The 26,953-nt window shown below is 46.5% G+C and carries 20 protein-coding genes and 3 pseudogenes; 18 read left to right on the top strand and 5 right to left on the bottom strand.

Annotation, left to right across the window (positions count from 1 at the left end; all coding sequences use genetic code 11):
- The first annotated feature begins 68 nt into the window (after window positions 1-68).
- From AAEY83_RS04240 to AAEY83_RS04225, 4 genes are all read left to right on the top strand, one after another.
- Window positions 69-857: a class II aldolase/adducin family protein gene (locus AAEY83_RS04240; RefSeq protein WP_025645874.1), complete on the top strand. Its 789-nt coding sequence runs from the start codon at window positions 69-71 to the stop codon at window positions 855-857.
- Between the two features lie 2 nt (window positions 858-859).
- Entirely contained in the window at window positions 860-1,156 is a 297-nt protein-coding gene (locus tag AAEY83_RS04235) for an alpha/beta fold hydrolase (RefSeq protein WP_025645872.1), read from the top strand.
- Window positions 1,157-1,527: 371 nt separating this feature from the next.
- Window positions 1,528-2,034, top strand: a complete 507-nt coding sequence (locus tag AAEY83_RS04230; protein WP_025645870.1) for an alpha/beta fold hydrolase — start codon at window positions 1,528-1,530, stop codon at window positions 2,032-2,034.
- Between the two features lie 68 nt (window positions 2,035-2,102).
- On the top strand, window positions 2,103-2,582 hold the full coding sequence (locus AAEY83_RS04225) for a hemerythrin domain-containing protein (RefSeq protein ID WP_025645868.1): 480 nt from the start codon (window positions 2,103-2,105) through the stop codon (window positions 2,580-2,582).
- Window positions 2,583-2,615: 33 nt separating this feature from the next.
- Here AAEY83_RS04225 and modA read toward each other — a convergent pair whose 3' ends face one another.
- Window positions 2,616-3,431 carry a molybdate ABC transporter substrate-binding protein gene (modA, locus tag AAEY83_RS04220; RefSeq protein ID WP_025645866.1) on the bottom strand — a complete coding sequence of 272 codons (816 nt, stop codon included), beginning with the start codon at window positions 3,429-3,431 and terminating at the stop codon, window positions 2,616-2,618.
- A 461-nt stretch (window positions 3,432-3,892) separates the two neighbouring features.
- Between modA and AAEY83_RS04215 the strand changes: the two genes are divergently transcribed.
- The 3 genes from AAEY83_RS04215 to AAEY83_RS04205 all read left to right on the top strand — a co-directional run bounded on the left by AAEY83_RS04215 (window position 3,893) and on the right by AAEY83_RS04205 (window position 6,109).
- Window positions 3,893-4,894, top strand: coding sequence for an energy transducer TonB (locus AAEY83_RS04215; RefSeq protein ID WP_025645864.1), 1,002 nt, complete (start codon window positions 3,893-3,895; stop codon window positions 4,892-4,894).
- A gap of 102 nt (window positions 4,895-4,996) precedes the next feature.
- Window positions 4,997-5,650 (top strand): MotA/TolQ/ExbB proton channel family protein, encoded by a 654-nt coding sequence (locus AAEY83_RS04210; RefSeq protein WP_025645861.1) that lies wholly within the window; start codon window positions 4,997-4,999, stop codon window positions 5,648-5,650.
- Between the two features lie 57 nt (window positions 5,651-5,707).
- On the top strand, window positions 5,708-6,109 hold the full coding sequence (locus tag AAEY83_RS04205; protein ID WP_025645859.1) for an ExbD/TolR family protein: 402 nt from the start codon (window positions 5,708-5,710) through the stop codon (window positions 6,107-6,109).
- A gap of 441 nt (window positions 6,110-6,550) precedes the next feature.
- Here AAEY83_RS04205 and AAEY83_RS04200 read toward each other — a convergent pair whose 3' ends face one another.
- Entirely contained in the window at window positions 6,551-7,447 is an 897-nt protein-coding gene (locus AAEY83_RS04200) for a 3-hydroxyacyl-CoA dehydrogenase (protein ID WP_025645857.1), read from the bottom strand.
- A gap of 171 nt (window positions 7,448-7,618) precedes the next feature.
- Between AAEY83_RS04200 and AAEY83_RS04195 the strand changes: the two genes are divergently transcribed.
- From AAEY83_RS04195 to AAEY83_RS04180, 4 genes and pseudogenes are all read left to right on the top strand, one after another.
- Window positions 7,619-9,820 carry a PhoX family protein gene (locus tag AAEY83_RS04195; RefSeq protein WP_025645855.1) on the top strand — a complete coding sequence of 734 codons (2,202 nt, stop codon included), beginning with the start codon at window positions 7,619-7,621 and terminating at the stop codon, window positions 9,818-9,820.
- A gap of 170 nt (window positions 9,821-9,990) precedes the next feature.
- Entirely contained in the window at window positions 9,991-12,300 is a 2,310-nt protein-coding gene (locus tag AAEY83_RS04190; protein WP_025645853.1) for a hemagglutinin repeat-containing protein, read from the top strand.
- Window positions 12,237-12,815: pseudogene (locus tag AAEY83_RS04185) on the top strand (sigma 54-interacting transcriptional regulator). Before AAEY83_RS04190 ends, AAEY83_RS04185 begins: the two are co-directional and overlap by 64 nt.
- Window positions 12,791-13,426, top strand: coding sequence for an AAA-type ATPase lid domain-containing protein (locus AAEY83_RS04180; RefSeq protein WP_025645848.1), 636 nt, complete (start codon window positions 12,791-12,793; stop codon window positions 13,424-13,426). The pseudogene AAEY83_RS04185 and the gene AAEY83_RS04180 overlap by 25 nt, the downstream one beginning before the upstream one ends.
- Window positions 13,427-13,603: 177 nt before the next feature.
- On the opposite strand, the gene AAEY83_RS04175 is transcribed toward AAEY83_RS04180, so the two are convergent.
- Window positions 13,604-14,509: a LysR family transcriptional regulator gene (locus tag AAEY83_RS04175; protein WP_051397443.1), complete on the bottom strand. Its 906-nt coding sequence runs from the start codon at window positions 14,507-14,509 to the stop codon at window positions 13,604-13,606.
- A 223-nt stretch (window positions 14,510-14,732) separates the two neighbouring features.
- Between AAEY83_RS04175 and AAEY83_RS04170 the strand changes: the two genes are divergently transcribed.
- Entirely contained in the window at window positions 14,733-16,436 is a 1,704-nt protein-coding gene (locus tag AAEY83_RS04170; RefSeq protein WP_025645845.1) for an L-lactate permease, read from the top strand.
- A 26-nt stretch (window positions 16,437-16,462) separates the two neighbouring features.
- Window positions 16,463-18,205, top strand: coding sequence for a D-lactate dehydrogenase (dld, locus tag AAEY83_RS04165; protein WP_025645843.1), 1,743 nt, complete (start codon window positions 16,463-16,465; stop codon window positions 18,203-18,205).
- A 44-nt stretch (window positions 18,206-18,249) separates the two neighbouring features.
- On the opposite strand, the gene AAEY83_RS04160 is transcribed toward dld, so the two are convergent.
- Entirely contained in the window at window positions 18,250-18,846 is a 597-nt protein-coding gene (locus tag AAEY83_RS04160; RefSeq protein ID WP_084212634.1) for an IclR family transcriptional regulator, read from the bottom strand.
- A 351-nt stretch (window positions 18,847-19,197) separates the two neighbouring features.
- Between AAEY83_RS04160 and AAEY83_RS04155 the strand changes: the two genes are divergently transcribed.
- Together AAEY83_RS04155 and AAEY83_RS04150 are read left to right on the top strand one after the other, a co-directional pair.
- Window positions 19,198-20,319, top strand: a complete 1,122-nt coding sequence (locus tag AAEY83_RS04155; protein WP_025645838.1) for a Fic family protein — start codon at window positions 19,198-19,200, stop codon at window positions 20,317-20,319.
- Window positions 20,320-20,562: 243 nt separating this feature from the next.
- Window positions 20,563-20,895: a YnfA family protein gene (locus AAEY83_RS04150; protein ID WP_025645837.1), complete on the top strand. Its 333-nt coding sequence runs from the start codon at window positions 20,563-20,565 to the stop codon at window positions 20,893-20,895.
- Between the two features lie 12 nt (window positions 20,896-20,907).
- Here AAEY83_RS04150 and AAEY83_RS04145 read toward each other — a convergent pair.
- Window positions 20,908-21,939, bottom strand: a pseudogene (locus AAEY83_RS04145) (ArsO family NAD(P)H-dependent flavin-containing monooxygenase); the annotation flags it as partial.
- A gap of 61 nt (window positions 21,940-22,000) precedes the next feature.
- On the opposite strand from AAEY83_RS04145, the pseudogene AAEY83_RS04140 reads away from it, so the two are divergent.
- From AAEY83_RS04140 to AAEY83_RS04130, 3 genes and pseudogenes are all read left to right on the top strand, one after another.
- Window positions 22,001-23,233 (top strand): annotated as a pseudogene (locus AAEY83_RS04140) (IS3 family transposase).
- A 169-nt stretch (window positions 23,234-23,402) separates the two neighbouring features.
- Window positions 23,403-24,377: an OmpA family protein gene (locus tag AAEY83_RS04135; protein ID WP_037059204.1), complete on the top strand. Its 975-nt coding sequence runs from the start codon at window positions 23,403-23,405 to the stop codon at window positions 24,375-24,377.
- 78 nt (window positions 24,378-24,455) lie between these two features.
- A partial coding sequence (locus AAEY83_RS04130; RefSeq protein ID WP_351058541.1) for an Ig-like domain-containing protein occupies window positions 24,456-26,953 on the top strand: 2,498 nt, incomplete at its 3' end.

The raw sequence follows: 26,953 nt of genomic DNA, 5'->3' as shown, positions 1-26,953 counted from the left end.
GTGTTTAGAATGAAGTAACGGACAACAGCGCTTATTTCTAAAGAGCGAACACAGTAAAGGATGACACCATGCAAAATGACATGACAAACGATCTAAATAACTCAGCTGCGACTGTAAAAGACAACGTCAGCGCCGCAGAATGGCAGATGCGCGTTGATTTGGCCGCTTGCTACCGATTAATCGCCATGTATGGCTGGGATGATTTGGTCTTTACCCATATCTCAGCGCGCGTGCCCGATACAGAAGATGAGTTTCTGATTAATCCTTATGGCTTATTTTTTGAAGAGATTACCGCTTCAAACTTGGTAAAAGTCAATCAGGCCGGCGAAAAAGTTGCGCCATCGAAGTACGATATCAATCCCGCCGGTTTTACTATTCATAGCGCCGTACACAACGCCCGTGACGATGCACATTGTGTGCTGCACTTACACACTAGCGACGGCGTGGCAGTGTCAGCTCAAACCGAGGGCTTGCTGCCTTTATCACAGCAGTCGCTCTTTCCGCTATCGAACCTGGCCTATCATGACTATGAAGGGGTGGCGCTAAACCCTGATGAAAAAGTACGTCTGGTCGCAGACTTAGGCGACGCGAATTTCATGATTCTACGTAATCATGGCTTGCTTACTTGCGCCAGCACGGTCGCGGATGCTTTTTTATTTATGTATATCATGCAAAGAGCTTGCGAGGTGCAAATCAAAGCGCAAAGCGGCGGTGGTAATCTGACTCATATACCGCCGCAGATATTAGCCGGTATTCAAGCGGCTTCAAAAGAGGTGACGAGAGGCGCAGGTGGTGATATCGCTTGGCCAGCACTACTCCGCAAACTACGCCGTACCGATCCCTCATTTGCGGAGTAGTTATGATTACTTTGGCGCAGTGGCGACAACAAGGAGAGCTTGAGTCGATCAATGGGCAGCAAATTTTTACTCGCACGGGCGGTAATAAAAGTGTGCCAGCGCTTGTGCTCATCCATGGCTATCCGAGCGCCAGCTGGGACTGGGAGGGCATGTGGCAGGCGCTGACCCAGCGCTACTATGTGATTACGCTTGATATGCTAGGGTTTGGGTTTTCGGCCAAGCCTAAAGACGCGCGCTACTTGATAACGGAGCAAGCGGATATTTTTGAGTATTATTTGCATAAACTTAGGGCGTGTTGAACATTCACAAATGCGCACTGCTGATCGCTAAAATAGTTCTAGTCTAAGTGAAAATTGCAGGTAATGCTTATTGCATTGGCTAGATTTTCGCAACGACTAGGGCGATTTTAGCATCAGCCCTTACTACAACAATAGGGACAGGACTATTTTTTGCCGCTTTATTGATAAAAATAGACGCTTAGAACGACTAAACTTACCATTTTTATCTGCAAATCGCCTAAAAAATAGTCTCTGTCAGTGCCAAGGTCGAATGTTCAACACGCCCTAATATCACGGACTATCACATATTAGCTCACGACTATGGCGATACAGTAGCGCAAGAGCTGCTCGCCAGACAGCGTGAGGGTAGCGCAAAACAGCGTATCGCTAGTGTGTGTTTATTAAATGGTGGTCTGTTCCCAGAAACCCATAAGCCGGTGTTAATCCAAAAATTACTACTCTCGCCTTTAGGGCCATTAGTGTCCAAGCTTATCACTAAACGCAAATTTGCAGACAATCTACGGCGCATCTTTGGACCCAATACGCCGCCGACTCCTGAGGTTGTCGATAGCTTATGGCAGCTGCTCAATCATAATAACGGTCTTGCGGTGATGCATAAGCTCATTGACTATATACCGCAGCGTCAGCAGCACCGTGAGAGGTGGGTTGAAGCCATTATCGAAAGTAATGTTCCGGTCAAGCTTATTAACGGTAGCAAAGACCCTATCTCAGGCCAGCACATGGCTCAGCGCTATCGGCAATTAATATCTAATGCCAGTAATGCTAATGATGTCAATGTCACTGAGCTGACACAGTTGGGTCATTATCCGCAGCTTGAAGATGCTGAGGCGGTGACGACAGCTTATCTGCAGTTTAGAGATAGTCTCAATCAGAGTTAGTAGCACTAAGAGATAATATCAATCAATGAGGGTTGGCTATTAAAAAGACATCACGACAAGGACTCACTATGAAACGCGCCGCGCAACTACAGCCTTTATCTCGCCAACATCACTTAGGTCTCAACATCTCTCGCCATGCCAAAGAGTGCTCTGATAATCCTGAAGATATCAGTAAGCACTGGCACAAGCTCACTTCATATATTGATGATTTGCAAAGTCACTTTGCGATTGAAGATCATCTGATCGCGACGGCGCTATTGCCTTATAGTATTAGTAAACCCGAAGTCGCTTCCGCGCTTACCACGCTCAATGAGCAACATAAGTCTCTGCAGGCTCTCGTGAGCCAAGCCCAAGACTCTGCAAACTCTCAAAGCCATCCTATCAGCGCCGCCCAAGTCAAAGCGCTCGCCACTTTGTTATACGACCATATTCGTTTTGAAGAGCGTGACTTGTTTCCTATTGCTGAGCGCTACCTGACAACAGCAGAGTTAGATACGATTTATGCCGCCAGTCCTGATAATGTCAAAAGAGCAGATGAAAATCGTTAAAAATATTGCTGGCTTAGTCGATAGCAAGATTAATTACTGAACCGGTAGATAGCCGGCATCAGCAAAGTACTGTTGCCCAGCCTCAGAGCGTAGATACTCTGAAAATCCAGCAGCGCTAGGTCGCTCACTGAGCACTATACCGTCTTGTAATATCGACGGATAAGAATTCGGTGCTAAGGTATCAAACTGCGTAGGCTTTGCTTTGATAGCTAGCAGCTGTGCCAGCGCAACAAAGCCATAATCGACACTACCGGTATGCGTATATTGAAAAGCTTGGCCGATGTTTTCAGCTTGTATGAGACGTTTTTGGGTTACCATAGTCTCATAACTATTTTGGGCTTGTAGATAAGCTTTGGCGGAATTACCATAAGGCGCGAGCTGCGGGTTGGCAATAGTCACTTTAGTAGATTTCGCCATCAATAATGCATTTAAAGCCGCCGGCTTGAGCTCGCTTAGCGGATGAATAACGCTATACAGCGCCAGTTGACCTTGAGTATAAGTGAAGGGCTGAGCGTCTTTTTGACTGTTCGCCTGATCAGTCGTTAGTGTCTGTGCGGCAAGCTTGGCCGGAAACGCCTGATTCGCAGATAAAAATAAATCGTATGGCGCGCCTGAGGTGATTTGCGCATATAGCTTACCTGATGAGGCGTAAGTGATCTCAATTTCTTGGTTCGGTTGATTATTATCGGTTTTATAGCCTTCGACGACTTTCGGCAAGACGTCCGATAAGTTGGCAGCAGCAGCGATACGTAGCGTTTGAGACGATTCAGTATTCTCTGTAACACTGTCTTTAGCGCACGCTGTCAGCGTAACTGCTAGACAGCTTACGGTTATTATTATTGCTTTCATTACCACTCTAATTTTTAATTGTCCAACCGTCAGTGTACCTAAGAGCCGTCAGTTTTGAAAACGCTATTTCACCGTGTAAAGATAAGTACGCTCGCTCATTAGCTATTGTTAAGTGTCGTCGATTTATATTGAGAGTCATGGCTTGCTATATTAGTCACCTTAGTAGGACTATTAGTAGCACTAGATTTATTTTTTAGTGAATTTGCCATAACACCAAATTAACACCGAATTGATTATGGTAATAATAATTATTATCATTTATAATACAGCTTTAGTGACGTTGCATTTATAACTGAACATATAAATATGATATTAAAAGGCGCTGCTGACGTAGCAGCCCGATGGCCTGTGTTGCACTGATTGCTCGCAAAACTCTCATCTTAATGTCATCAATATCCATAAGTCTCAAATGACTTATAACGTATAAGATGAATCACTCAAATACAATTTGATAGATCGTTATGACTGAAAGAACGAATAAAAAAAGTTTTCCAAGCCTTTATACCGGGACATTTATCGCTGTCATCGCGCTGCACGCTATCACAGGTTGGGCACTTGCGAATGTCAAAACACCAGATGTGACTATCGCTGAGCCTAACGAGGTGTCGCCCTTAGAAATCGAAATGATTACACCGATTATCAAAAAGCCTGAAGTTGTAGAAGTTCAGCCAACACCGGAACCAGTCATTGAGTCAAAGCCTAAGCCGGTAGCTACTGTAGCGCCGCAACCTAAACCTGAACCTGAACCGCAATCTAAACCTGAACCGCAGGTTAAACCTGAGCCTAAAGTTGAACCAAAACCTAAAGCTAAGCCTGAGCCTAAAACCAAACCCGACATAAAGCCTAAGCCTGAACCTAAACCACCAGTTAAGACGCAGCAAACCCAGCAAGAAGTACAAGCCAAAAAAGCAGCAGAGCAAGCGCTAGCAGAAAAACAGCAGCAGGCGATAATAAACGCGCAAAAACAAGCAGAGCGACAAGCCCAAGAAAACGCCAGAAAGCAAGAACAAGAACGAATAAACGCACAAGAATTGGCAAAACAGCAAGAAATAGCCAGACAACAAGCATTGGCTAGACAGCAAGCTGAAAATGAGCGTTTAGCGCAAGCGGAAAAGGCTAGGGAAGCCGCTGCAGAACGTGCACGTGCAGCGCAGAAAGCGGCTCAAGCAAAAGCTGAAGCTGCAGCGGCAAATAGTGAGCCCGTAAGTTTTAGCGGTAGTGATGCATCATGGGCGAGAGAGCCTAATTTTGAGGGTTTAACTCATGAGGCACTCACCTTAAACCTAAGGTTTAGAGTCGACAAGCAAGGTAATATCAGCAATATCACAGTTACGGGTTCAAATGACCGCCGGATAATTCGAGATGCCAAACGTCGACTTGGACGTAGTAAATTAAACCCATTTATACAAAATGGCGTACCGGTTACTGGTATTGTGAATTTGTCTATTGCTGTTAGATCTTAGGGGCTATCGTCGTATTCCCTAAAAAAGCGCTTTCATCACAGTTAAGAGCTGATAAATACTAACCACTATTTAGTTTGGGCAACCAAAAATAAGGAGTCTACAATGGACTTTGCAATCTACTGGCAATACAGCGATATGGTGACAAGAACTCTGTTTTTCTTGCTGTTAGCATTGTCGATACTCTCTTGGGTGACAGGTATCATCCGTGTTATTCAAAGCCGCAAATTAGCAGCGACGGTTGCTGACGACTTAACGCAGCAGATTCAGGCAAGCCGTGCTGAACTAGCAGCATCCGATAGTAAAGATCAGCGCCTCGTCACTGAGCAGACGCTGCTCAAACATATTGGTCGTTATCGCTTTGCCAGTGAGCGCGGATTACCAATCTTGGGCACGACGGCGGCCGTTGCCCCGTTTATTGGGCTGTTTGGTACGGTGTGGGGGATCTTTCATGCCTTGCATAACATTGGTACTACCGGGCAGGCGGGACTTGCGCAAGTTGCAGGGCCAGTAGGGGAGGCTTTGATTATGACCGGTCTTGGTATTGCCGTAGCGATACCTGCAGTGGTGTTTTATAACCTAGCTATCCGTATCAACCGCAAAGTTATGCATTATGCTAATGATTGCGCCCATGACCTCCTAGCGCAGTCTACGCGTGATGCGCTACCAAACACAGAGTCTACTCCAAGAGCTGTGACTAGTGAACGAGTTGCTGCAACGACTTCTAACAAACAAACACAGCCTCAATATCAGCATTAGTACAAGCACTGAGGATAGTAGATCTGAGAAGAAGACAACTGAGAATAAGAGACAACTATGGCTTTTCAATTAGGTGATGACGACACACAAGGTATGAATGAGATGAACCTCATTCCGCTCATCGATGTCATGCTGGTATTGATGATTATCTTCTTACTGACGGCGACGGTACTCAATCCAACCGTACCGCTGAATCTGCCGCAAACCAGTGCTGAGATCAATGAGCCGCCAGCCGATCCCATTCAAATCAGTATTGATAAAGATGCAGGCCTGTTTTGGGATGATAAGGCGATTAGTATGGAAGAGCTTGAGTCGCGCTTACAGCAGCAAGGAGTAAGCGGCGATAACCCTTCTATTCAGCTACGCGCCGATAAGGACAGCCGCTATGACAATGTCGCGCAAGTACTAGCCGCTGCCAGTACCGCGGGCCTAACGAAGATTGCGTTCGTTAATGAGTAGCTCATTTTAGACTATATTAAAAAATAATAATAACAATAAAGCTGGCAAGTACTTTACTCCACACCCTACTAGTGACATAGCTAGTAGGGTTTTCTTTTTTATAGTGATTGCAATAGTCATTGGCATTGGCGTTTTACGAATGACGCTATAAAATTCATTTTAAATAAATCTTATAAAGATACTCGTTTTTCATTCATGAATACGCAATTTATGGAGAGTATGGTCGATGGTCTTATGATGCTTGATCACAGCGTAGATAGTGTTCACTATGAGCCGTTTGGCCCTAAAATGAGCTTAGAGCTGTCTTGATTCTGACTTCAGTCCTCAACCACAACACTAAGTCTCATTTTTATTGTATTTAATATCTCTACAATATCTTTTAGGAAGTGTTTGCCTAGTCAGCGCTCAACTGGGCAAACATTCAGCGTAAGAAGCGGTCTACTATTTTAAAAAGTCAGGATTCATATAAGCAGGATTTGGATAGCTATAAAACCCTTCGCCAGTTGCCGCGCCTAGTTTATTTTGATCAATCAGTTGCTCTTTTAGGTACTTAACCGCCTTAAACCTCACAGGGCTTTGAGTCCGCTCAGCAGACATCTTAGTGATGTTATAAGCGGTGTTGATCCCTATGGTATCTAAGATACCAAACGGTCCGACAGGCGCACCGGTCACTATCATCCAAGTCTTATCAATGGTATGCGGATCAGCCACTTCTTTGGCTAGTAGTTGCAAACCTGCGTCTATAAACGGCGCTAATAAGCTATTCATAATATAGCCGGGTTGCTCTTTATACAGCGGCATTGGCACCATACCGATATTTGTCGCAAACGCGACTACCTCATCAAATACTTTAGGATCGGTTCTAGGATGCCCCATGATTTCAGCGACGTTATGCATCCAGATCTTATTGGCAAAATGTAGCGCTAGGAACTGAGCAGGCCGTCCTGTTGATTCAGCAAATTGGCTCGGCAGTAAGGTTGAGGTATTGGTCGCAAATACTGTTTTTTCTGGAGCCAGATTGGCCAGTTTTTCATAAAATTCGATTTTAATCTCTGGAATCTCAGGAATGGCTTCAATCATTAAGTCAGCGTCTTTGACTGCTTCTGCCAAATCTGAGGTATAGCTAAGATTATCAAACGCCGTATCTAACTGCTCTTGCGTCGCTCTTAAATCCTTTCTGAAGGCCTTACACATCCAATTAAACTTTGACTTAGCTTGCTCTAGCACCTCGTCACTGATGTCATAAACGATGACATTAAAACCATGATATGCAGCTTGAAAGGCGATTTGATAGCCTAGGACGCCGCTTCCTGCGACAGTTACATTCTTATACGTCATGATGACTCCCTGAAATAATGACTATGATTTTAGAGTTATTATGTGGCTATTGTCAACGTACTGTCATAAATGCTCGGTAGACTTGAGCGTAACTTATATCGTTGTGGTGGATTTGATAAAGCCGCAACCCACCCTTTACGCCACTCTAGCCAAATAGCAAGGTGACTGAACATGACGTTATTGAACAAACCGCTCGCTCATGAAGCCGTAGAAGACTCAAACACGAGCAATAATATCGAATTTCAAACCATCATCAATCGCCGTATGCATCGTCGCCATATCTTAAAAGGCGGTACAGGGCTGGCGGCGGCAGCGTTTTTTGGGGCGCTGCCTTTGGTTGGCTGTAGTGACGACGATGACGACAGCCCATCTCGCCTGCCCAGCGACGATGACCAAGCCGCCATCCCAGCACAAGGAAATCTCAAACGTCCCGACACCCTAAAATTCACTGCAGTGGCGCATTCGACAGCTGATACCATGAGTGTGGCAGAAGGCTATCAGGCAGAAATGATATTGCCACTAGGGACACCGCTGATGTCTGGTATCGCCGACTGGAAGGACAACCGTGAGCAGTCCGCTGAGTCGTTTGAGTGGCGTATGGGTGACAACCATGATGGCATGTGGTTTTTTGGCAAAAAAGGCAATACCTACGATGCCAAAGCCTCTAAAAACGGCCTGCTGGTCATGAACCATGAGTATGTCAATAGCAGCGAGCTTAGCCCATTTGGTTATCATGTCATCTCGGATAACAATGCGGCACCCATTTATCAAAACCGTCGTCTGGCCAGTGATGTGCGCCGCGAGGTCAACTGCCACGGGGTCGCTGTCGTTGAGATGACGCGCCGTGCCGATGGGATGGGTTATGAGATGGTCAAGGATTCAAAATACAATCGCCGTATCACCAGCAGTACGCCCGCCCAGCTGACAGGCCCTGTGGCAGGCTCTGATTTGGTCAAGACAAAGTTTGATCCAACAGGGTTGCAGACGCGCGGCATCAACAACAACTGCGGCGCAGGACTGTCGCCGTGGGGTACCTATCTGACGACAGAAGAAAATTTCTTGGGCGTATTTGCGCGTGGTCAAGACGCCGAGCAGCTAAGCGCAGGTCATAACTACGGGCGTGAGCGCTATGGGGCCAGCGAAAACTTCTCTGGCTGGGAGTATCTGTGGCATACGCCTTATGCCAAAGATGAAATCATAGCTGATGAGTTTGTCCGCTGGGATATGACCGCGACAGGCGCTGATGCTACTGAGGATTATCGCAATGGCTTTAATACCTTTGGCTACATCACCGAAATCGATCCTTTTGATCGGCACTCAGCACCGCAAAAACGCACGGCACTCGGTCGTTTTGCACACGAAAACTGTGCGTATGCGCCCGTCGAGTCAGGTAAACCTGTGGTGTTTTATATGGGGGATGATGCGCGCGGCGAGTATATTTATAAGTTTGTCTCAAAGGCACGATGGTCCAATGCAGATATCGGCGGCGGCCTCAAAGCTGGCGACAAATACCTAAATGAAGGCACGCTGTATGTGGCGGTGTTTCACGAAGATGGTCGCGGCGAGTGGCGGCCACTGGTCCATGGACAAAATGGACTTGATGCGAGCAATGCTGAGCTGCCCTTTGCTGGGCAAGATGAGGTGTTGGTCTTTGCGCGCGCTGCCGCCGATGCCTTGGGTGCGACCAAGATGGATCGACCAGAGTGGGTGTCGGTGAGTCCCATGACAGGTGAGGTGTATGTGACCTTGACCAACAACAAATATCGCGGCGAGCGTGAGGATCAGCCTCTCTTAGCAGCCAACCCGCGCAGCTACGAAGCGCGCGGCAAATCCCGCGGAAATGATAATGGTCATATCATTCGCTGGGCCGAAGCAGGCGGTGACCATGCGGCGACACGCTTTGAGTGGGATATATACTTGTTTGCCGCGCCCAGTGAGCTTACGGCAGAGAACTTATCGCAATTAAACAAAAACAATGACTTGTCATCGCCTGATGGCCTGTACTTTGATCCGCGCGGGGTATTATGGATTCAGACCGATGATGGCGCGTATACCGATACCAGCAGTTGTATGCTATTGGCCGCGTTGCCTGGTCAGGTCAGCGATGGTACGCTGATCACCACATCTGCAGGCCAGCAAACCCGCGTCGGAATGCCCGCCCGTGATGACAATATCAAACGTTTTTTTGTCGGTCCTGAAGGCTGTGAGGTGACAGGCATCACCATGACGCCAGATTTTAAAACGTTATTTATCAACATTCAGCATCCTGGCAACACATGGGGCGCGGTGGCTGGAGGTAGTACGCCGCGCTCGGCCACCGTGATGATTACTCGCGAAGATGGCGATGTCATATTGGCAGAATCATTTACTTAGAGCGCTTGGATGACTCGGCTACGATAGTGAAATGGCTGAAATAGTGAACGGCTGCGATGGTAAAGCGGCGGCACGGTGATTACAAATACGGATAGTGATGTTAGCTAAAACCGCAAGCGTGAACTGAACCCCATAAGTTGTGTTCAACTTATGGGGTTCAGTTCACTGCGGTGAAAACCACTGATAAGGGTTTCTTAAGTAAAACCACCACCCAAGATCGCTATGACATGCAAAGCGATAGTGCCATCAGCAGCAATATCGAAGGTGACAAAGTCATCGTCCAAGCAGGACAAGATATCAACTTTACAGCCGTCAACGCTATCAGTGATCGCGGCACCCAGCTCTCAGCAGGTCGTGATGTCAACATTCTAGCGGCTGAGAATACGTCTAGTGAAAGCTCGTTTAGTCAAACCAAAAAATCAGGACTGTTCGGCACAAGTGGCGGCATGGGCTTCACTATCGGCCAGCAGCAAACTGATGATAGTAGTGCTCAAACGGCACTGACGCATACTGCTAGCAACATCGGTGCGATTGACGGTAACGTCATCATCAATGCTGGTGTTACTTACCAACAGACAGGCAGCAACATCGTTGCCGGAATGGGTGCAGACACTGGTGCAGATATTAACGCTGCTGATCGTGGTAACACCGTTATTCGCGCGCAAGACATTAATATTGATAATAGTATGAATGTCACTACCACTCAAAGCGAGCAAAAGTTTAAGCAGACGGGTCTGACTGTTTCTGTTTCTAATAGTTTAGTGGATAATGTCAACGCTATTAGAGATTTAGAAGAGGCTGCTGGTAACACAGGCAGTACACGTATGAAAGGTATAGCAGCGATCAGTGGCCTTTTAAAAGCACAAGCACTTGCAGAGCAAGCACAGGAAACACTTGGTAGTATTCAAAATGGAGTGGGCAATACCCGCATCCAAGCCACCATCGGTAGTCAAAAGAGCCAATCGAACAGCAGCAGCTATACGGAGAAGAGTCAAGGTTCAAGTATTGATACTAACAATCTTGCCTTGATCGCTACAGGGGCAGGGTCAGACAGCAATATCAACATCAATGGCAGTAGTCTAACCGTCAGCAATGATGCCTTATTCCAAGCGGACAATGACTTTAACGTCAATGGTGTCGCGCAAAACAGTAACACGCGTAGTAATAATAAAAGCTCAAGTACGGCTATTGGTGGTTATGCCAGCTTTGGTCAAAACACTAGTGCAGGTATCACTGCCAGTGCCAGTCGTGGCAAAGGCTATGCCAACAGCGATAGCACTACCTATGCCAACAGCCAAATCAACGTCGGTGGAACGAGCACCTTCGATATCGGCAACGACGTCAACATCAAAGGCGGCGTGATTAACACCAATCGCGCCCAAGGCGCCATTTGTGGTGACGTCAACATAGAGTCATTACAAGATACGGCCACCTACGACAGCAAACAAAAGAACATGGGCTTCAGTGCTGATATCGACATCGCAGGTGGTGGCGCAGGCTCTAGTCTTTCCGTTAATGGTGGCAAGACAAACCTTAATTCTGACTATCAAGCAGTCGGTGAGCAGTCAGGCATCTTTACTGGTGATGGTGGCTTTGATATTGCCGCTGGCGGTAAAACCACGCTTATAGGCGGTGCAATCACCACCACCGAAGCCGCTCGTGATGCTGGACGTAACCGTTACACCAGTGCAGACGGTATCAAGACGCAAGACATTAATAACACAACTAGCTATGATGGTGATGCCCTCCAAGTGGGTGTGAGCATCGGTCAAACCAATAATAAACCCCAAGCCAGTATGAACGGCTTAGGTTATGGCAGCGATAGTGACAGTGATAGCAGTGTCACGCGTGCTGGTATTACAGGTATTGCAGGCAGTCAAGACATCACCACGGACAACCGTGCCGAGTATGCAGGCATTCTTGAGAATAGCTTTGATGCTGGTCGAGTGAATGAGGAGTTAGGTGCGCAGACGCAGATTACGCAGGAGTTTGGGAAAGAAGCGCCAAAGGCAGTGGCTGAGTTTGCACAACACCGTATTAATGCTATAAAAGCCAATCCTGATTTGAGTATAGATGAAAAGCTTACAGCGATTGCCAAATGGGATAAAGGTGGTATTTACCGAGTTGCCGCTCATACCACTTTAGGCGCGTTAGGCACAGGCAGTGTGGAAGGTACGTTGACAGCGGGTGGCGTTGCTGCGGCTGCGCCTACACTAAATGATGTGCAAGCTAAGCTAGCTAAAGCGCTAACTGATAAAGGCATGAATGCAGATATTGCTAATGGCACGGCAAGTGGTGTCATCAGTTTGACGCTATTAGGTACAGGTGCTGCTGCTGGATTAGATACATCGAGTACAGTGACTGCGACTAGTATCGATGCGAATAATAGACAGCTGCATCCTGAAAAAGGTGAATATTGGGTTGTCGAACAACTCTACAAGCCAATTTGGTCACCCAAAATGCCGCTTATGAGCAGCTGATTGCCGATGTAGAAAAGGTCGCCACGCGCTCGACCGCCCCGATTTTGCTATTGGGCGCGACAGGGGTAGGCAAGTCGCAGCTGGCACAGCAAATCTATGCGCTCAAAAAAGCCAAAGCCAACAATGCCGCACAAAGCAAATACGCACTGGGGGCATTTGTGGAAGTCAACTGCGCCACCTTGCGCGGTAATACTGCCATGAGCGTGCTGTTCGGTCATGTCAAAGGCGCGTTTACGGGTGCCGCGTCCAGCCGAGAGGGGTTGCTTAAATCGGCGGATGGCGGTTTGCTGTTTTTGGATGAAATCGGTGAGCTGGGACTCGATGAGCAAGCGATGCTCCTCACCGCCCTTGAGGCGCAGCGCTTTTATCCGCTTGGGAGTGACACCTCGATTGACGTGTCGTTTTAGCTGATGGCGGGGACGAACAAGGACTTGCGCCAAGCGGTCGCGGATGGCGAATTCCGTGCCGACTTGTTTGCGCGCCTGAACACGTGGACGTTTTTTTACCATCGTTAAAAGACCGTATCGAGGACTTGCCTGCCAATATTGATTACGAGCTGGCGCGTCTGGGCAGTGAGCAGCAGTACCAGTACCGTTTTGAGCCAGCGGCGCGGGCGTACTTTGAAGCCTTTGCCATGAGTCACGCGGCGACATGGCAGGGCAACTTTCGTGATTTAAGCGCCAGCATGACGCGCTTAACGACATTGTACGAAGGCAAAATGATTCGTATGCCCGATGTTAAGGCAGAAATCACCCGCCTTAAGCATTTGTGGGCATTGCCCAATAGCGCGCAGTATCAAACGGATAGGGCGTACGCGCCCAGCCTAACCGAGCAGCAAGCGCACGCGGATACGGTGCTGAGTCGTCATCTATCAAGCGACGACAAAGACGCGCTCGACCCCTTTGACGCGGTGCAGCTGGCGTATGTGATTGAGGTCTGCTATCAGCACAGCAGCCAAGCGGCGGCAGGGCGCTATCTGTATGCAAACTCCAGAAATAAACTGAAAAGCAATAACGACAGCGACCGACTGCGTAAGTATCTGCTAAAGTTTGGGCTAAGGTTTGATGAGCTGAAGTTTGATGGATTGGATAATGGCTTTAATCAGTCAGTAGGTCAATATAGATAATAAGCCTATAAAAGTACATGAAAAACGCTGCTAATTTCATTTCAAAAAACGATGACGTATTTGGTCGTATCGCTATCTAGAATGTCACAGAAAAATATTAAATCAGCCACCCAAACAGGTGGCTTTTTTATGTCTGATAAAACAGTTGGGTGTGAGGCCGCTTATAAAACTAGTGCTTTAGCAGTAGTAGGCTTCTTTGTTTTTTAGCGCGTCTTGCAAATAAGCAACCAATAATTTGAGCTTTTGATCGGGCTGTTTTGATTTGGGATACACCGCAAACATCCCCATACGCTTGCGGGTAAAATCTTGCAAAATTTGGGTTAAAGTCTGGCGCTGAAAGGCTTTATACACTAGTGCTTGCGGCAAAAAAGCAATGCCCAAATCACTCAGCGCAGCATGTTTGATCGCGCTTAAATGATTACTATGGAAGCGGCCACTGACGGGCAGCAGCAGCTCAGCACCATCCTCATATAACGGCCATAAGTCGCTACTGGTGTTATCAAATTTATAGATGAGGCAATCATGATTTTGCAGTTGGGCGGGGGTTTGCGGCGTACCATATTTGTTGAGGTAATTTTGGGTGGCGCAAATCACCCATTGACTGTCTATCAGGCGTTTGACAATCAAGGAGGAGTCTTCAAGCTCCGCCGTTCGGATGGCCAAATCAAAGCCATCTTCGACCAAATCAATCAAACGGTTGGTGATGTATAGCTCTACGGTTATCTCAGGATATTTTTTACAAAATTCAGCGATAGCCGTGCTGAGTAGTAAGTCAGAAGAGACCACAGGGGCGGTGACGCGGATATGGCCTTTCATGTTTTCGCCATAGCCGACGACAGCATTTTCCGCTTCTTGAAAGGCAAGCTGAGCCAATTTGGCTTTGTGATACAGCGTTCGGCCGGCATCGGTCAAGCTGAGTTTTCGGGTGGTTCGGTAGAGCAGTTGTGCATTTAAGTTGGCTTCTAGGCGCGCGATACGTTTGCTCACTACAGAATTGGTCAGCGCCAGTTTGTCAGCAACTTTGGAAAAAGAGCCTTCATCGACCACCAAAACAAACAAAACCATGTCATCAGCTTTAATCATACCGATTCTCTAATCAGGGTAATATATTTCGTATTATAGCAAAAAAGGAAAATAACCTTGTCTGATCATGCTGTTTATCTTTGCACTTGTAAAGCGTAGAGTGTGTGAATTCTACCCTAAGCACAATGAGGCTGTTAATCTGAGCGATTAAGTGGCTGTATGTAAGGACTGTGTTTAAGGGCGGCGTTTAAGGATGCACAGACGATAACAGGGAGAGGGAATTTTGAATCAGACTGTCTATGGGCTACTTGCCCTATTGCCAATCATACTCAGTGGCGTATTTCTTATTGGTCTACAATGGTCGGCTAAAAAAACCATGCCGATCATTTTGGCGGTGACTGCCGCGCTCGCACTTTTTATTTGGGACATGACGTTTAACCGCGTGTCGTCCTCTATTCTTCAAGGGACCGTGATTACGATATCAGTATTGTGGATCGTATTTGGTGCCCTGTTCTTATTAAATACTCTAAAACACACGGGCGCTATTGCAGTGATTCGCGCAGGTTTTATCAACGTATCGCCTGACCGCCGAGTGCAAGCCATCATCATTGCATGGTGTTTTGGTACGTTTTTGGAAGGTGCATCGGGCTTTGGCACACCGGCTGCAATTGCGGCACCGCTGCTGGTCGCGATAGGGTTTCCTGCATTGGGTGCGGTGCTTATGGGGATGATGATCCAAAGCACGCCCGTATCGTTCGGGGCGGTCGGTACGCCGATTGTCATTGGGGTGAATAAGGGTCTAGATACCGTGGCCATCAGTGCGCTGCTGGCGCAAGAAGGCATGCAATGGGAAGAATTTTTACAACTGATTACCACCCAAGTGGCGATCATTCATGGTGTGATTGGGACGTTTATGCCGCTGCTGATGGTGATGATGCTCACCCGCTTTTTTGGTAAAAATAAAAGCTGGAAAGAAGGCTTAGCCATTTGGCCCTTTGCCATCTTTGCAGGGTTGGCCTTCACTGTACCTTACACTTTAACGGGTATTTTCTTGGGTCCTGAATTTCCATCGTTGATTGGTGGACTGGTCAGTGTGGCGATTGTCATTCAGGCGGCTAAAAAAGGATTTTTGGTACCAAAGACCACGTGGGACTTTGAAGCCAAAAGCAGCTGGCCAAGCGATTGGATGGGTAAACTGGTGGTCAGCAAAGAAGATGTGGCCACCCCAGCAGGCAAGACCATGTCTACGCTGATGGCATGGTTTCCTTACTTGCTAGTGGCGCTGCTACTGGTGTGTTCGAGAATGTTTGCTGACTTTAAGGACTTGCTCAGCAGCGCCACGCTAGACTTTAATACGATTTTGGGCGAGGCCGATATCAGTGCAGGTTTTAGTCCTTTATACTTGCCCGGCGGCCTGTTGTTAATCAGCGCCTTAATCGCAGCTTTTGTGCAAACTAAAAATCCAACGCGTGCGCTGGGTGATGCTTTGAGCGAATCAAGCAAAACCGTCTTAAGCGCTGGGTTTGTGCTTATTTTTACCATCCCTATGGTTCGGATTTTTATCAACTCTGGGGTCAATCTATCCGATGTCGCGAGTATGCCAGTTGCCAGTGCTGAGTTGTTTGCAGGCACGTTTGGCAGCGCCTTTCCGCTGATCAGCTCAACCATCGGTGCCCTAGGTGCGTTTATCGCAGGCTCGAATACCGTATCAAACATGATGTTTAGTCAGTTCCAGTATGAAGCGGCTATGAGCTTGCACATCTCGCCCTCACTCATCATCGCAGCACAAGCGGTTGGCGCCGCGGCGGGTAACATGATTGCCATTCACAATGTGGTGGCCGCATCAGCAACCGTTGGGCTGCTTGGGATGGAGGGCGCGACGCTGAGACGCACCATCTTACCAACCATCTATTATGTGTTGTTCAGTGGCATCATCGTTATGGCAGCCATTTATCTCTTTGGCGTTCAAGGACCGCTAACCTTATGAATGCACAGTAAAAAAAAGAGCAAGTAATGAACCGTTATCGATCGACCGCCTCCTATACAAGCCAGCTACCATCAGATCAGGTGTTGGTTAAATTGACCAAAATACTGGGCGCCGCCAATATACAGGCAGATCCAGCAAAAAATGAGCACTACCGCATGGGCTGGCGCTCAGGCGGCGGTAGCGCGCTGGCAGTGTTGTTTCCGCAAACGCTGCTTGAAATTTGGCAATGTCTGGAAGTGTGTGTTGAGGGCAACTGTATCATCATCATGCAGGCGGCCAAAACAGGTCTGACAGAAGGCTCAACGCCCAGCGGTGATGACTACGACAGACCCGTGGTGGTGATCAATACACTGGCGATAAATAAGCTGTATTTGATCAATGATAATGAGCAAATTATCAGCCTACCGGGTACGACTTTGCATCAATTGCAGAACGAGTTAAAAGCGGTCAATCGAGCGCCGCACTCGGTGATTGGCTCATCGACTTTGGGCGCGTCAATCGTCGGCGGTGTCTCCAATAATTCAGGCGGCGCGCTGGTCAAACGAGGCCCTGCTTACACGGAGCTGTCGCTGTTTGCGCAAATCAACGAGCACGGTCAGCTGGTATTGGTGAATCATTTAGAGGTCGATTTGGGCGATACGCCCGAAGAAATCCTCACCAATTTACAAAACGGCTATTTTGACAAGTCACAGTTATCTCAAAGCAACAAACTGGCCTCAGACAAAGAGTATGTCGCCCGAATACAGGATGTCAATGCCGACACGCCGAGCCGCTTTAATGCGGATAAGCGCAGGCTGTATGAAGCCAGTGGCTGTGCAGGCAAGTTGGCCGTTTTTGCCGTTCGCCTGGATACGTATCCCACCGCAACCAAAGAGCAAACCTTTTATGTCGGTAGCAATAGTGTGTATGAGCTGGCACTACTGAGACGACAAATACTATCGAGCTTTAAAAATGTCCCTGAAGTGGGCGAATATATGCACCGCGATATATTTGATGTGTCTGCCAAGTACGGCAAAGACACCTTTTTGAGCATCAAGCATCTGGGTACCAATGCTTTGCCCAAGCTGTTTTCTATCAAAGGCAGTATTGATGCCAAACTGAGTAAATGGTCATGGGTGCCCAATCATTTGACCGATAAAGTTATGCAAATGATCGCCCAAGTATTGCCGCAGCATTTGCCCAAGCGCATGCTTGAGTACCGCAACCAGTATGAGCATCACCTGATTATCAAAATGAGTGATGAGGGCATCTATGAGGCACAGTCTTTTTTAGAGTCTTTTTTTGCAGATTCAGAAACGGGCAGTTATTTTACCTGCACGCAAGCTGAGTCAGACAGCGCCTTTTTACATCGCTTTGCTGCCGCAGGGGCCGCCATACGTTATGAAGTCATGCATGAAGAGACCGCCGGAGAGATACTGGCGCTCGATATTGCTATCCCGCGTAATACGCTTGATTGGCTGGAAAATTTGCCTGAGAGCATCACTCAGCACTTAGAAAAAAAGCTGTATTACGGTCACTTTTTTTGTTATGTGTTTCATCAAGATTATATTTTAAAAAAGGGCAGTGATGCCAAGCAGGTCAAAAAGATGATGCTTGAGCTATTAAACAAGCGCGGTGCCAAATACCCTGCTGAGCATAATGTCGGCCACTTATATGAAGCCGAACCTGATTTGCAGCAGTTTTATGAGCGCCTAGATCCTACCAATACTTTTAACCCTGGTATCGGTCAAATGCCAAAAACCAAACGCAACTGCGCGTGCTGTTTATAGCCATTTATAATGGTGATGAGGCTTGAAGTGACAGTCGCCTGCTCTTACGCATCACCACCGCCAATCCGCTCCGCCAATGCCTGCAACTTGGGTACAATCATCGCAGTATAGTCATCCACTGCCCAGTTGGCGCTTGGCACACTAGCATTGAGCGAATAGACGTATTGCCCCGTGGCGATATCATAGACGCCCACCGCGACTGCCAATATATCAGTAGAAAACTCTCCATCAGAGACGGTATAGCCGTATTGCTCATAGTGCTCTGCCGCGCAGGTTAGGGCGCTTTTTGCATGAGTAAACGCTTCATTAGACAAACTTTCTTTTAAATTGCTAATAATGACCGCCTGCCTTGCCCGTGAGCTTGCTGCATAAAACGCTCGCCCAATCGCCGTGCGTGCCACGGGTACCGCTGAGCCGACTTGCAGGTTGACCGATAGGCGCGCGGGGCTACGGCAGCAAGCATGATAGCGCATCTCTCCTTCCACCTCGGTTGCTAGATTCACCGATACCTCATTTTCGCTAGCAAACTGTCTCAGTAATGGCTCAGCGTACGCCACCATGTCATGGCGACTCCATGCCGTGGCACTCAAGCGCACCGCATTACTGCCCAATTGATACTGTCCGTATTCATTAGTACGCAAAAACCCGAGCGTAACCTATACCATGTCAAGGTAGGTCGACCAAAGTGCATATCCTGACAATATCTTACACACGTTGATATTGTTAGCCTGTAAATATTATTCAATTGAATAACACAATGTAAATTATAATGCAATAAAATTTAAATCGTATTTGGGCACTGTATTTTTATAGTGTTTTTACCTCTACTCAAGCCCTTCTCAGAACAAAAAAACTATGTTTGTTCGTTGAGAGTCTATTCTTATTACGCTGCTATTGTCGTTTTTGAATTTCTACGTATTGTTTCTACTGCTTATTCTCTGCATAATATAAGGAGATTACTGTTCTAATCTCTGCATATCTCTGGGGAACGTATGAAGCATACTACTTATATTCATGAGCACTCAAATTGGACTGAATGGCAATGGTCGGACAAGAAGCTATTGCCACTCGTCAGTCGTGTGCGGATATTACAAGGCCATTTATTAGGAAAGCTACTAACACTAGGGTTCGATCTGAATGTTGAGGCACAATTAGATGCGGTGACCTTAGAGATTATCAAAACTTCTGAGATAGAAGGTGAGACGCTAAATGATGAGCAGGTTCGTTCTTCAGTTGCGCGGCACTTAGGGCTGGATAATGCAAGTATGCCAACCACTACTCGTGAGATCGATGCAGTGGTAGAGATGATGCTAAGTGCCACCTATCACTATCAAAAGCCACTATTATTAGGTGACTTACTCGGATGGCATCGAGCATTATTTCCAGATGGATATAGTGGGCTTTATCGTATTCAAGCAGGCAGTATCCGTGATGATAGTAAAGGGCCTATGCAAGTAGTGTCTGGTAGGTATGGTCGCGAGCGGGTTCATTTTGTTGCTCCGAGTGCGGATAGGTTGCCAGATGAGCTAGACAAATTTTTATTGTGGTTTAACACTTCGCCAAATAAGCAAGAAGATATAGATTTGGTCATAAAAGCAGGTATTGCTCATTTATGGTTTGTGACTTTGCATCCATTCGATGATGGAAATGGACGACTAACACGAGCACTCACAGAACGAATGCTGGCAAAAAGCGATAACAGTGCCCAACGCTTTTATAGTATGTCAGCGCAAATCCTTAAACAGCGTAATGACTACTACAAAATACTAGAGCGTACGCAAAAAGGTGATAAAGATATCACGGATTGGTTGATGTGGTTTTTACAAACGCTAGAGCAATCCCTCATTGTAGCTCAAGAAACTACAGATAAAATTATCAATAAGGCAGGCTTTTGGCAGACGCATCGACAGCATGCTTTAAATGATAGGCAGGTGAAGATGTTAAATATTTTGCTGACTGATTTTTATGGCAAACTCACCACTAAAAAATGGGCGACCATGACTAAGTGTTCTATAGACACGGCACTAAGAGATATTAATGATTTAATAGAGAAGGATATGATGCAAAAATCTGGGGCATCGGGACGCAGTACGAGTTATGAGTTGATTTTATGATAAAAATAGTATTTTTTAATTCCGCTATGACAGCAAGAAAGTATTCAAATAAGCCGTAATAAAGACAACCCATTCAGTGACCTAATATGAGTGGTTTCTTTACATCAGTCTATTAATAGATTTGAAGTATGAAATAGCTGGTTCTGCTAGGGTATACATAACAGTGTGTTTTTTGAGGATGTTTTTTACGGTGTGATGATAAACTTTAGCGCTAAATTATGAATGACTAAAGAGGTAAGTTTTTTGTCTGAATTAAAAACAGTTGGGCTTTTTGCCATTACTGCATTAGCAGAGATTGTAGGTTGCTATTTGCCATACTTATGGCTGAGAGAAGGTAAGTCAATATGGCTACTTGTCCCTAGTGCGCTTAGTTTGGTCGCTTTTGTATGGTTGCTGACTTTACATCCAACCGCCGTTGGCAGAGTTTATGCCGCCTACGGTGGGGTGTATGTAACAATGGCAATTCTATGGTTATGGACTGTTGATGGTATTCGACCAACGACATGGGACATATTAGGTACAGCAGTGGCACTTCTAGGTATGGCTATTATTATGTTTGCACCGCGCAATACATAGGATACGGTTGTTTTAACCATCACGTACTAAAAACTCCAATAGAGTGGGAACATTCTCTCTAGCACTGCGTCCAGCACCAATCAGAGTGGCAGAACCTGGGCTTGCCCAGTCACCATAACCAAACAACCATAACCGAGGCTCCTTGACCGCTTGCCCATCTTTAACTTGCACTTTTCCATCAGCTTCAAGGACATTTAAAGGTGCTAGATGGTCAAGATTTGGTTCAAACCCAGTACACCAAATAACGGCATCTATCGTTTCTTCACTACCATCAGCCCAAATGACGCCTTGTTGAGTAAATTGGCTGAACATAGGTACTGAATGTAAGATACCTTTGTCACGTGCCGCCTTGACGGGAGGCACCATGACGATATCACCGATACCGCCCTCAGGATCACCATTATTGCTGCCAGTAATACGTGCTGTTGCTCTTTCAAACAGGACACGTCCATCGACATCATCGGTTAAAAATAATGGGGGCTCACGTGTTACCCAGCTGGCGTTAGCCACTTGAGCCAGCTCCGCATAGATTTGTGCACCTGAATTACCACCACCTACTACCAAGACGCGCTTATTTCTGTAGGCGTCTGGGCCTTCATAATGCGCGGAGTGGCGTTGCTCCCCAAGATACGCTTGCTGACCTTTGGTAGAAGGAATTATAGGATTGCTCCACGTTCCCGTTGCGCTCACGACGGTTTTTGCCAACCATGTAAAACTTCCATCAGTCACCCGTAAGCAATTGTTTTTATCATCACGCTGTACGCTTTGGACTTGATAAGGTCGGTAGATTGGTAACTTATAATGTTGTTCGTAGTCAGCAAGGTAATGGATGACCTCATCTCGACGGGGATACTCGCCATCTTTTGCTTTTGGCATAAAGCGAACTGGCAAGGAGCTCATAAGAGCAGGAGAAAATAGGCGTAACGATGGCCAAGTATGCTGCCACGCGCCACCACTTTGGTCTTGATTGTCAAGAATGATGAAGTCAAGTTTCGCACGTCTCAGATAATAGCCAACGGCTAAACCAGCTTGACCACCGCTGAGCTATGCTGAATAAACCGTAGAGATAAACTTGGTAAACTAAGCACAATAACAGGAGTTTATCATGACCAAGAAAATCAGAACCTACAGTGACGAATTTAAAGCCGAGGCCGTCAAGAAGATAGCAGACAACAACGGCAATATCTCAGCCACTGCAAAGCAGCTTGGCATTGCCATGCAGACCTTATCTAATTGGCAGAACAAAGCCAACCAAGGCAAGCTTGTAGGAACAGAGCAGTACGATCCACAGCTCATAGCCGTGATTGAAGAGAACAAACGCCTCAAACGACAGCTTAAAATAGCCGAAGAGGAACGAGAGATATTAAAAAAGGCGACGGCGTACTTCGCGAATGAGGGACGTTAAGAAACAGTCTGGGAGACTGTTTTAGTGACGCAAGGCGAAGGACTATGCCCGCAGTGACAGTTAGTCAGGTACGCCTTTATCAAAGACAATCAGCAGATATTTAGCATCACTACTATGTGCCATGTATTGAAGATTAAGCCGTCAAGCTACTACGATTGGCTGAGTCGTGATATCAGCGAACAGCAGGTACACCGCAATCAGTGCGAACTATTAGTTAAAGCCGCTCACAGTGAAACTAAAGGGCGCTATGGTGTTGAGCGCCTGCATGCGCATCTAAATAGACAAGGACATGATATCAGTCCTTACATGGTTAGAAGCATCAAAGAGGAACACGGCATTAAATGTCGTCGTCATAAGCGCTTTAAGGTCACCACTGACTCAAACCATAATAAGCTTGTCTATCCAAACGTGTTGGATCAGCAGTTTGATGCTAAGCGTCCTAATGAGTCTTGGGTCAGTGACATCACCTATATCTGGACTGCTGAGGGCTGGTTGTATTTGGCTGGAGTGAAAGATTTATACACCAAAGAGCTTGTTGGTTATGCCATCAACAAACGCATGACTGCTGACTTAGTATGCCGTGCACTCAATATGGCAATTAAAAATAAACGACCCAGCAAAGGGCTAATCGTTCACTCTGATAGAGGTAGTCAATACTGTAGCCACGCGTATCATAAGATCATTAAACAGCACCATTTTACAGGCTCGATGAGCGGCAAAGGGAATTGTTACGACAATGCTCCGATAGAAAGCTTCTGGGGCACATTAAAGAATGAGCTGGTATATCACCAAGACTATAAAACAAGGTTTGTAGCCATCAGAGATATCATTGGATATATTGAGCTGTACTACAACCAGACTAGGATTCAAAAGGGCTTGGGCTACAAATCACCAAGACAAGTGTGGTCTGATTATTATCGTCAGGCTGCGTAATTAAAATCTCCCAAGTTTAAGTCTACGGGATTGACGGCAGGGGTCAATGTACTGTATATATGCAAATAGAACTATAGCTGTCAGGGTCATTGAAAAACAACATATAAATCCATCTGCTTGTTAATTTAAAAATATTACCTATCAAAAAAATGGAAGTCTGGTTAATACTATGAACAAGATACTTAGAAAGAATATAGTTGCTATTATTTTACCAATAACATTGCTTGGCATGCCTTCTTGTGCTGTCATTGGTGGTGCTGATAGTGAAGGCTATACCCAGCATGTTGATGGCGTTATGTGGAACAATAAAAAAAGTATTGACTTCAAAGAGGTGCTCAAGCAAGAAGTGGCGTCTGATAAGACTCGATTAGTATTTATACGGAAGAACGATAATCATTCTGAGCAAACAAGTACCAATATCTCCATCAACAACAGGTTTCAAGTCAGTTTGCATGCGAACAACTACACGGTGGTGGACTCTTGTACTGGAAGTAATCAGTTGAGTGCTCAGGCGACTGGTTTTAAAAATAATAACTTATTGGCAGATAAGCAAGATTATCAGTTACAAGGTGGTCAAACGTACTTTTTTTATGTCGAAATGGACGGAACAGGCGAGAGCACACTGACGCAGATAACGCCTGACAGTGCATCACCGCTATTAGCAAATAAGTCCTATCAGTCTCATCAAATTAGTCGTGTCGTAACGAATTGCCCAGCACCTGTCGCTGCTATGCCCACTGTGATACCACCTTTAACAGTAGAAAAAGAAACACCAGTGCTAACTGAAAAAGTGACGATTGATCTTGAGGTATTATTTGAGACGGATAAGGCGGTCGTACGGCCAGAGTATTATGCCAAAGTAGCTGAGTTGGCTGAATTTATGACCCAGTACCCTAATACGGTAGTAACCATCGAGGGGCATACTGATAGCCGAGGCAAAGATAGCTATAACCAAACTTTATCCCAACGTCGTGTTAATGCGGTAAAAGAAGTATTGATCTCGCAGTTTGGAGTCGCAGAAGATCGTTTAACTGCCATTGGTTATGGCGAGTCGCAGCCAAGAGCAAGCAACGACACAGTAGAAGGTAGGCAGCTCAATCGCCGAGTGGTTGCTGTGGTCGAAGAAAACCTAGCTAAGCCATGAGTTTTTAGCGATTTAGACATCCTAATACATAAGACTGTAAAGTTTTAAAATTTTGATTGAAGAATATAAGAGATAAAAATGAATACGATTATTGTGAAGACAAATGATGCGACTCAAACCATAGATCAAGTACAAGTCGTGACCAAGGACGGTAAGCCTACCATTATTAAAGCTATGGATAAGGTGAATTATGAGTTTCATGATACTGCTATCGGTCGAGCGCCTAACCATATCATCACTAAACGTCTGAAAAATGACTTACATGTTTCATTTGAAGAAGAAGGTCAAGAAAGCGACCTTATTATACAAGGTTTTTACGATAACCCAGACAGTGCGCTACTTGGTATCGCTGAAGATGGAGAATACTATTATTATATTCCAGATACTGGTGAGACCTATGATTATGTGACTCAACTGGAAGTCGGTGATGTCGAAGGTCAGGCGCTCGGCGGTACAGAGTATGTTGCAGTTGTACCTTGGTGGATACCAGCGGCTGCTGGCGTTGGATTGGTTGGTATAGTCGCTGCTAGTAGTAGCAGCTCAAACGATAGTGGTGGTGTCACTCCTCCTGTTAATCAGGCGCCTGTTGCTGAAGACGATGTCGTAAAAGGTGAAACAGGTCAGCCTGTCACTATCGACGTAATGGCAAATGATATTGATCCTGAAAAAGACTTAGACCCTACCAGTGTCAAGCTGATCGATCCTACCACAGGTGATGAAGTCACTAGCATCACTGTGCCTGGCGAAGGTGAGTGGATAGTTGATCCTACGACTGGCAAAGTCACTTTTACACCAGAGCCAGGTTTTAGCAATGATCCCACACCTATTGAATATGTTGTTTCTGACAATGCTGGATTAAAGTCCAATCAAGCGACCATTACCGTTGACTATCCAGGCGTAGTAAGCATCACAGGCACGACCAGCTTGAATGAAACCGCTGTTGATGGCAGTGCCAATGAAGCGACTTATACCGTAAGTATTAGCAACCCAAGTACGGAAGATACGGTGATTGAAGTCACCATTAGTGATGGCAGCACCGAAGGTTCCGCTGACTATACCGCACCTGTCACCCAGAAAGTCACCATTCCAGCAGGTCAAACTACGGTTGACATCAGCGTACCGATTGTAGATGACAACCTATTTGAAGAACCCGAGGACTTTACCGTTACCGTTACTGATATCACTTCAGGTACGGCAACGATTGGCCCTGATGACAGCGTCAACACCACCATCTATGATGATGGCACCACCGATGGTGAAACACCTGTTGATCCTGCCGATCCAAGTATGGGTGATGACACGCCAGTAGTATCTATTACCGCCACCAAACCTGAAGCCGTTGAAGGCGAGGCTGGTAATGACACCTTAGCGTTCACCGTCTCTCAGAACAACGTTAGTAACTTTGACAGCACCGTTGACGTTAAGCTAAATAGCGGCGATAGCGACATTGATGCCGCTGATATCTCAAGCATCGTCTACACAGATGAGAACGGTACTGAGATCACCTTATCGACCCAGGCTCAGATCCAAGACTTCCTCACCAATGGCGCAAGCGTCAAAATTGCAGCGGGTCAAACCAAAGCCCCAGTCATCATCATTACGGTGGCGGATGATGATGTTTATGAACAATCAGAAGACTTAGTACTGGATATCAGCAATGCACAGAACGCCACTATTGGCACGGACAGTGCGACCGGTACCATCCTTGACGAATCTGATGATCCAAATGATCCAGGCACCCCACAAGAAGGCGACCGTCCGACCGTTAGCATTGCTGCGAGCAAAGATACTGCCATAGAAGGCGAGGACAACACCTTAGAATACACCGTTGCACAGGACAACCTAAGCAACCTTGCCACTACAGTCACTGTCAAAGTGGCGACGGGCAGCAGCGAGGTTGAAGCGGCGGACATTGCTTCTATTGGCTACATTGATGCCACAGGCAGTCCTGTGACCATTACCGACAGCGCCGCCATCGAAGCGTTACTAGATGGCACCACCACCTTGCAAGTCAAAGTACCTGCAGGTAGTACAGCTGCGCCTAAAATTACGGTTATCGTCAAAGATGATGCCATCTATGAGGACAGCGAGCAGCTGAGCTTTGTTATCGACAGTGCTGATAATGCCGATATCGACAGCACTGTTGCCACTGGCAGCATTGTTGATGAAGACCGAGTAGCTGGTAGTGAAGATCGCTTAGGCGACTTTAATGATGGTGATGAAGCGCAGAGCACCGATCAAGGTCAGCCTGTGAGTGGCAACTTACTGGATAACACCTCAGAGACCGATCCGAGCATCAGCCTGAGTGTCTCGAACGTGCAAGTGGATACCGATGGCGATAGCGTACTAGACACCATCCCAACAGATGGCACCCCAACCGCCATCACCGATGTCAATGGCGACCCGATTGGCAGCATTACCGTTAATGCTAATGGTGACTACACCTTTACCCCAGATGCTGACTTTACCGGTGACGTTCCTGTGATTGGCTATGACGTGGTTGATGCAGATAGCGGTGATGTGCTAGATAGCTCTAAGCTTGAGATCACAGTTAACGCAGTTGCAGTGGTTGTTAA

The organism is Psychrobacter sp. TB20-MNA-CIBAN-0197, assembly GCF_040309765.1.
Lineage (GTDB): Bacteria > Pseudomonadota > Gammaproteobacteria > Pseudomonadales > Moraxellaceae > Psychrobacter > Psychrobacter submarinus.
Note: the sequence above shows the minus strand (reverse complement) of the source record. Positions and strands in the feature narration are given on the sequence as shown.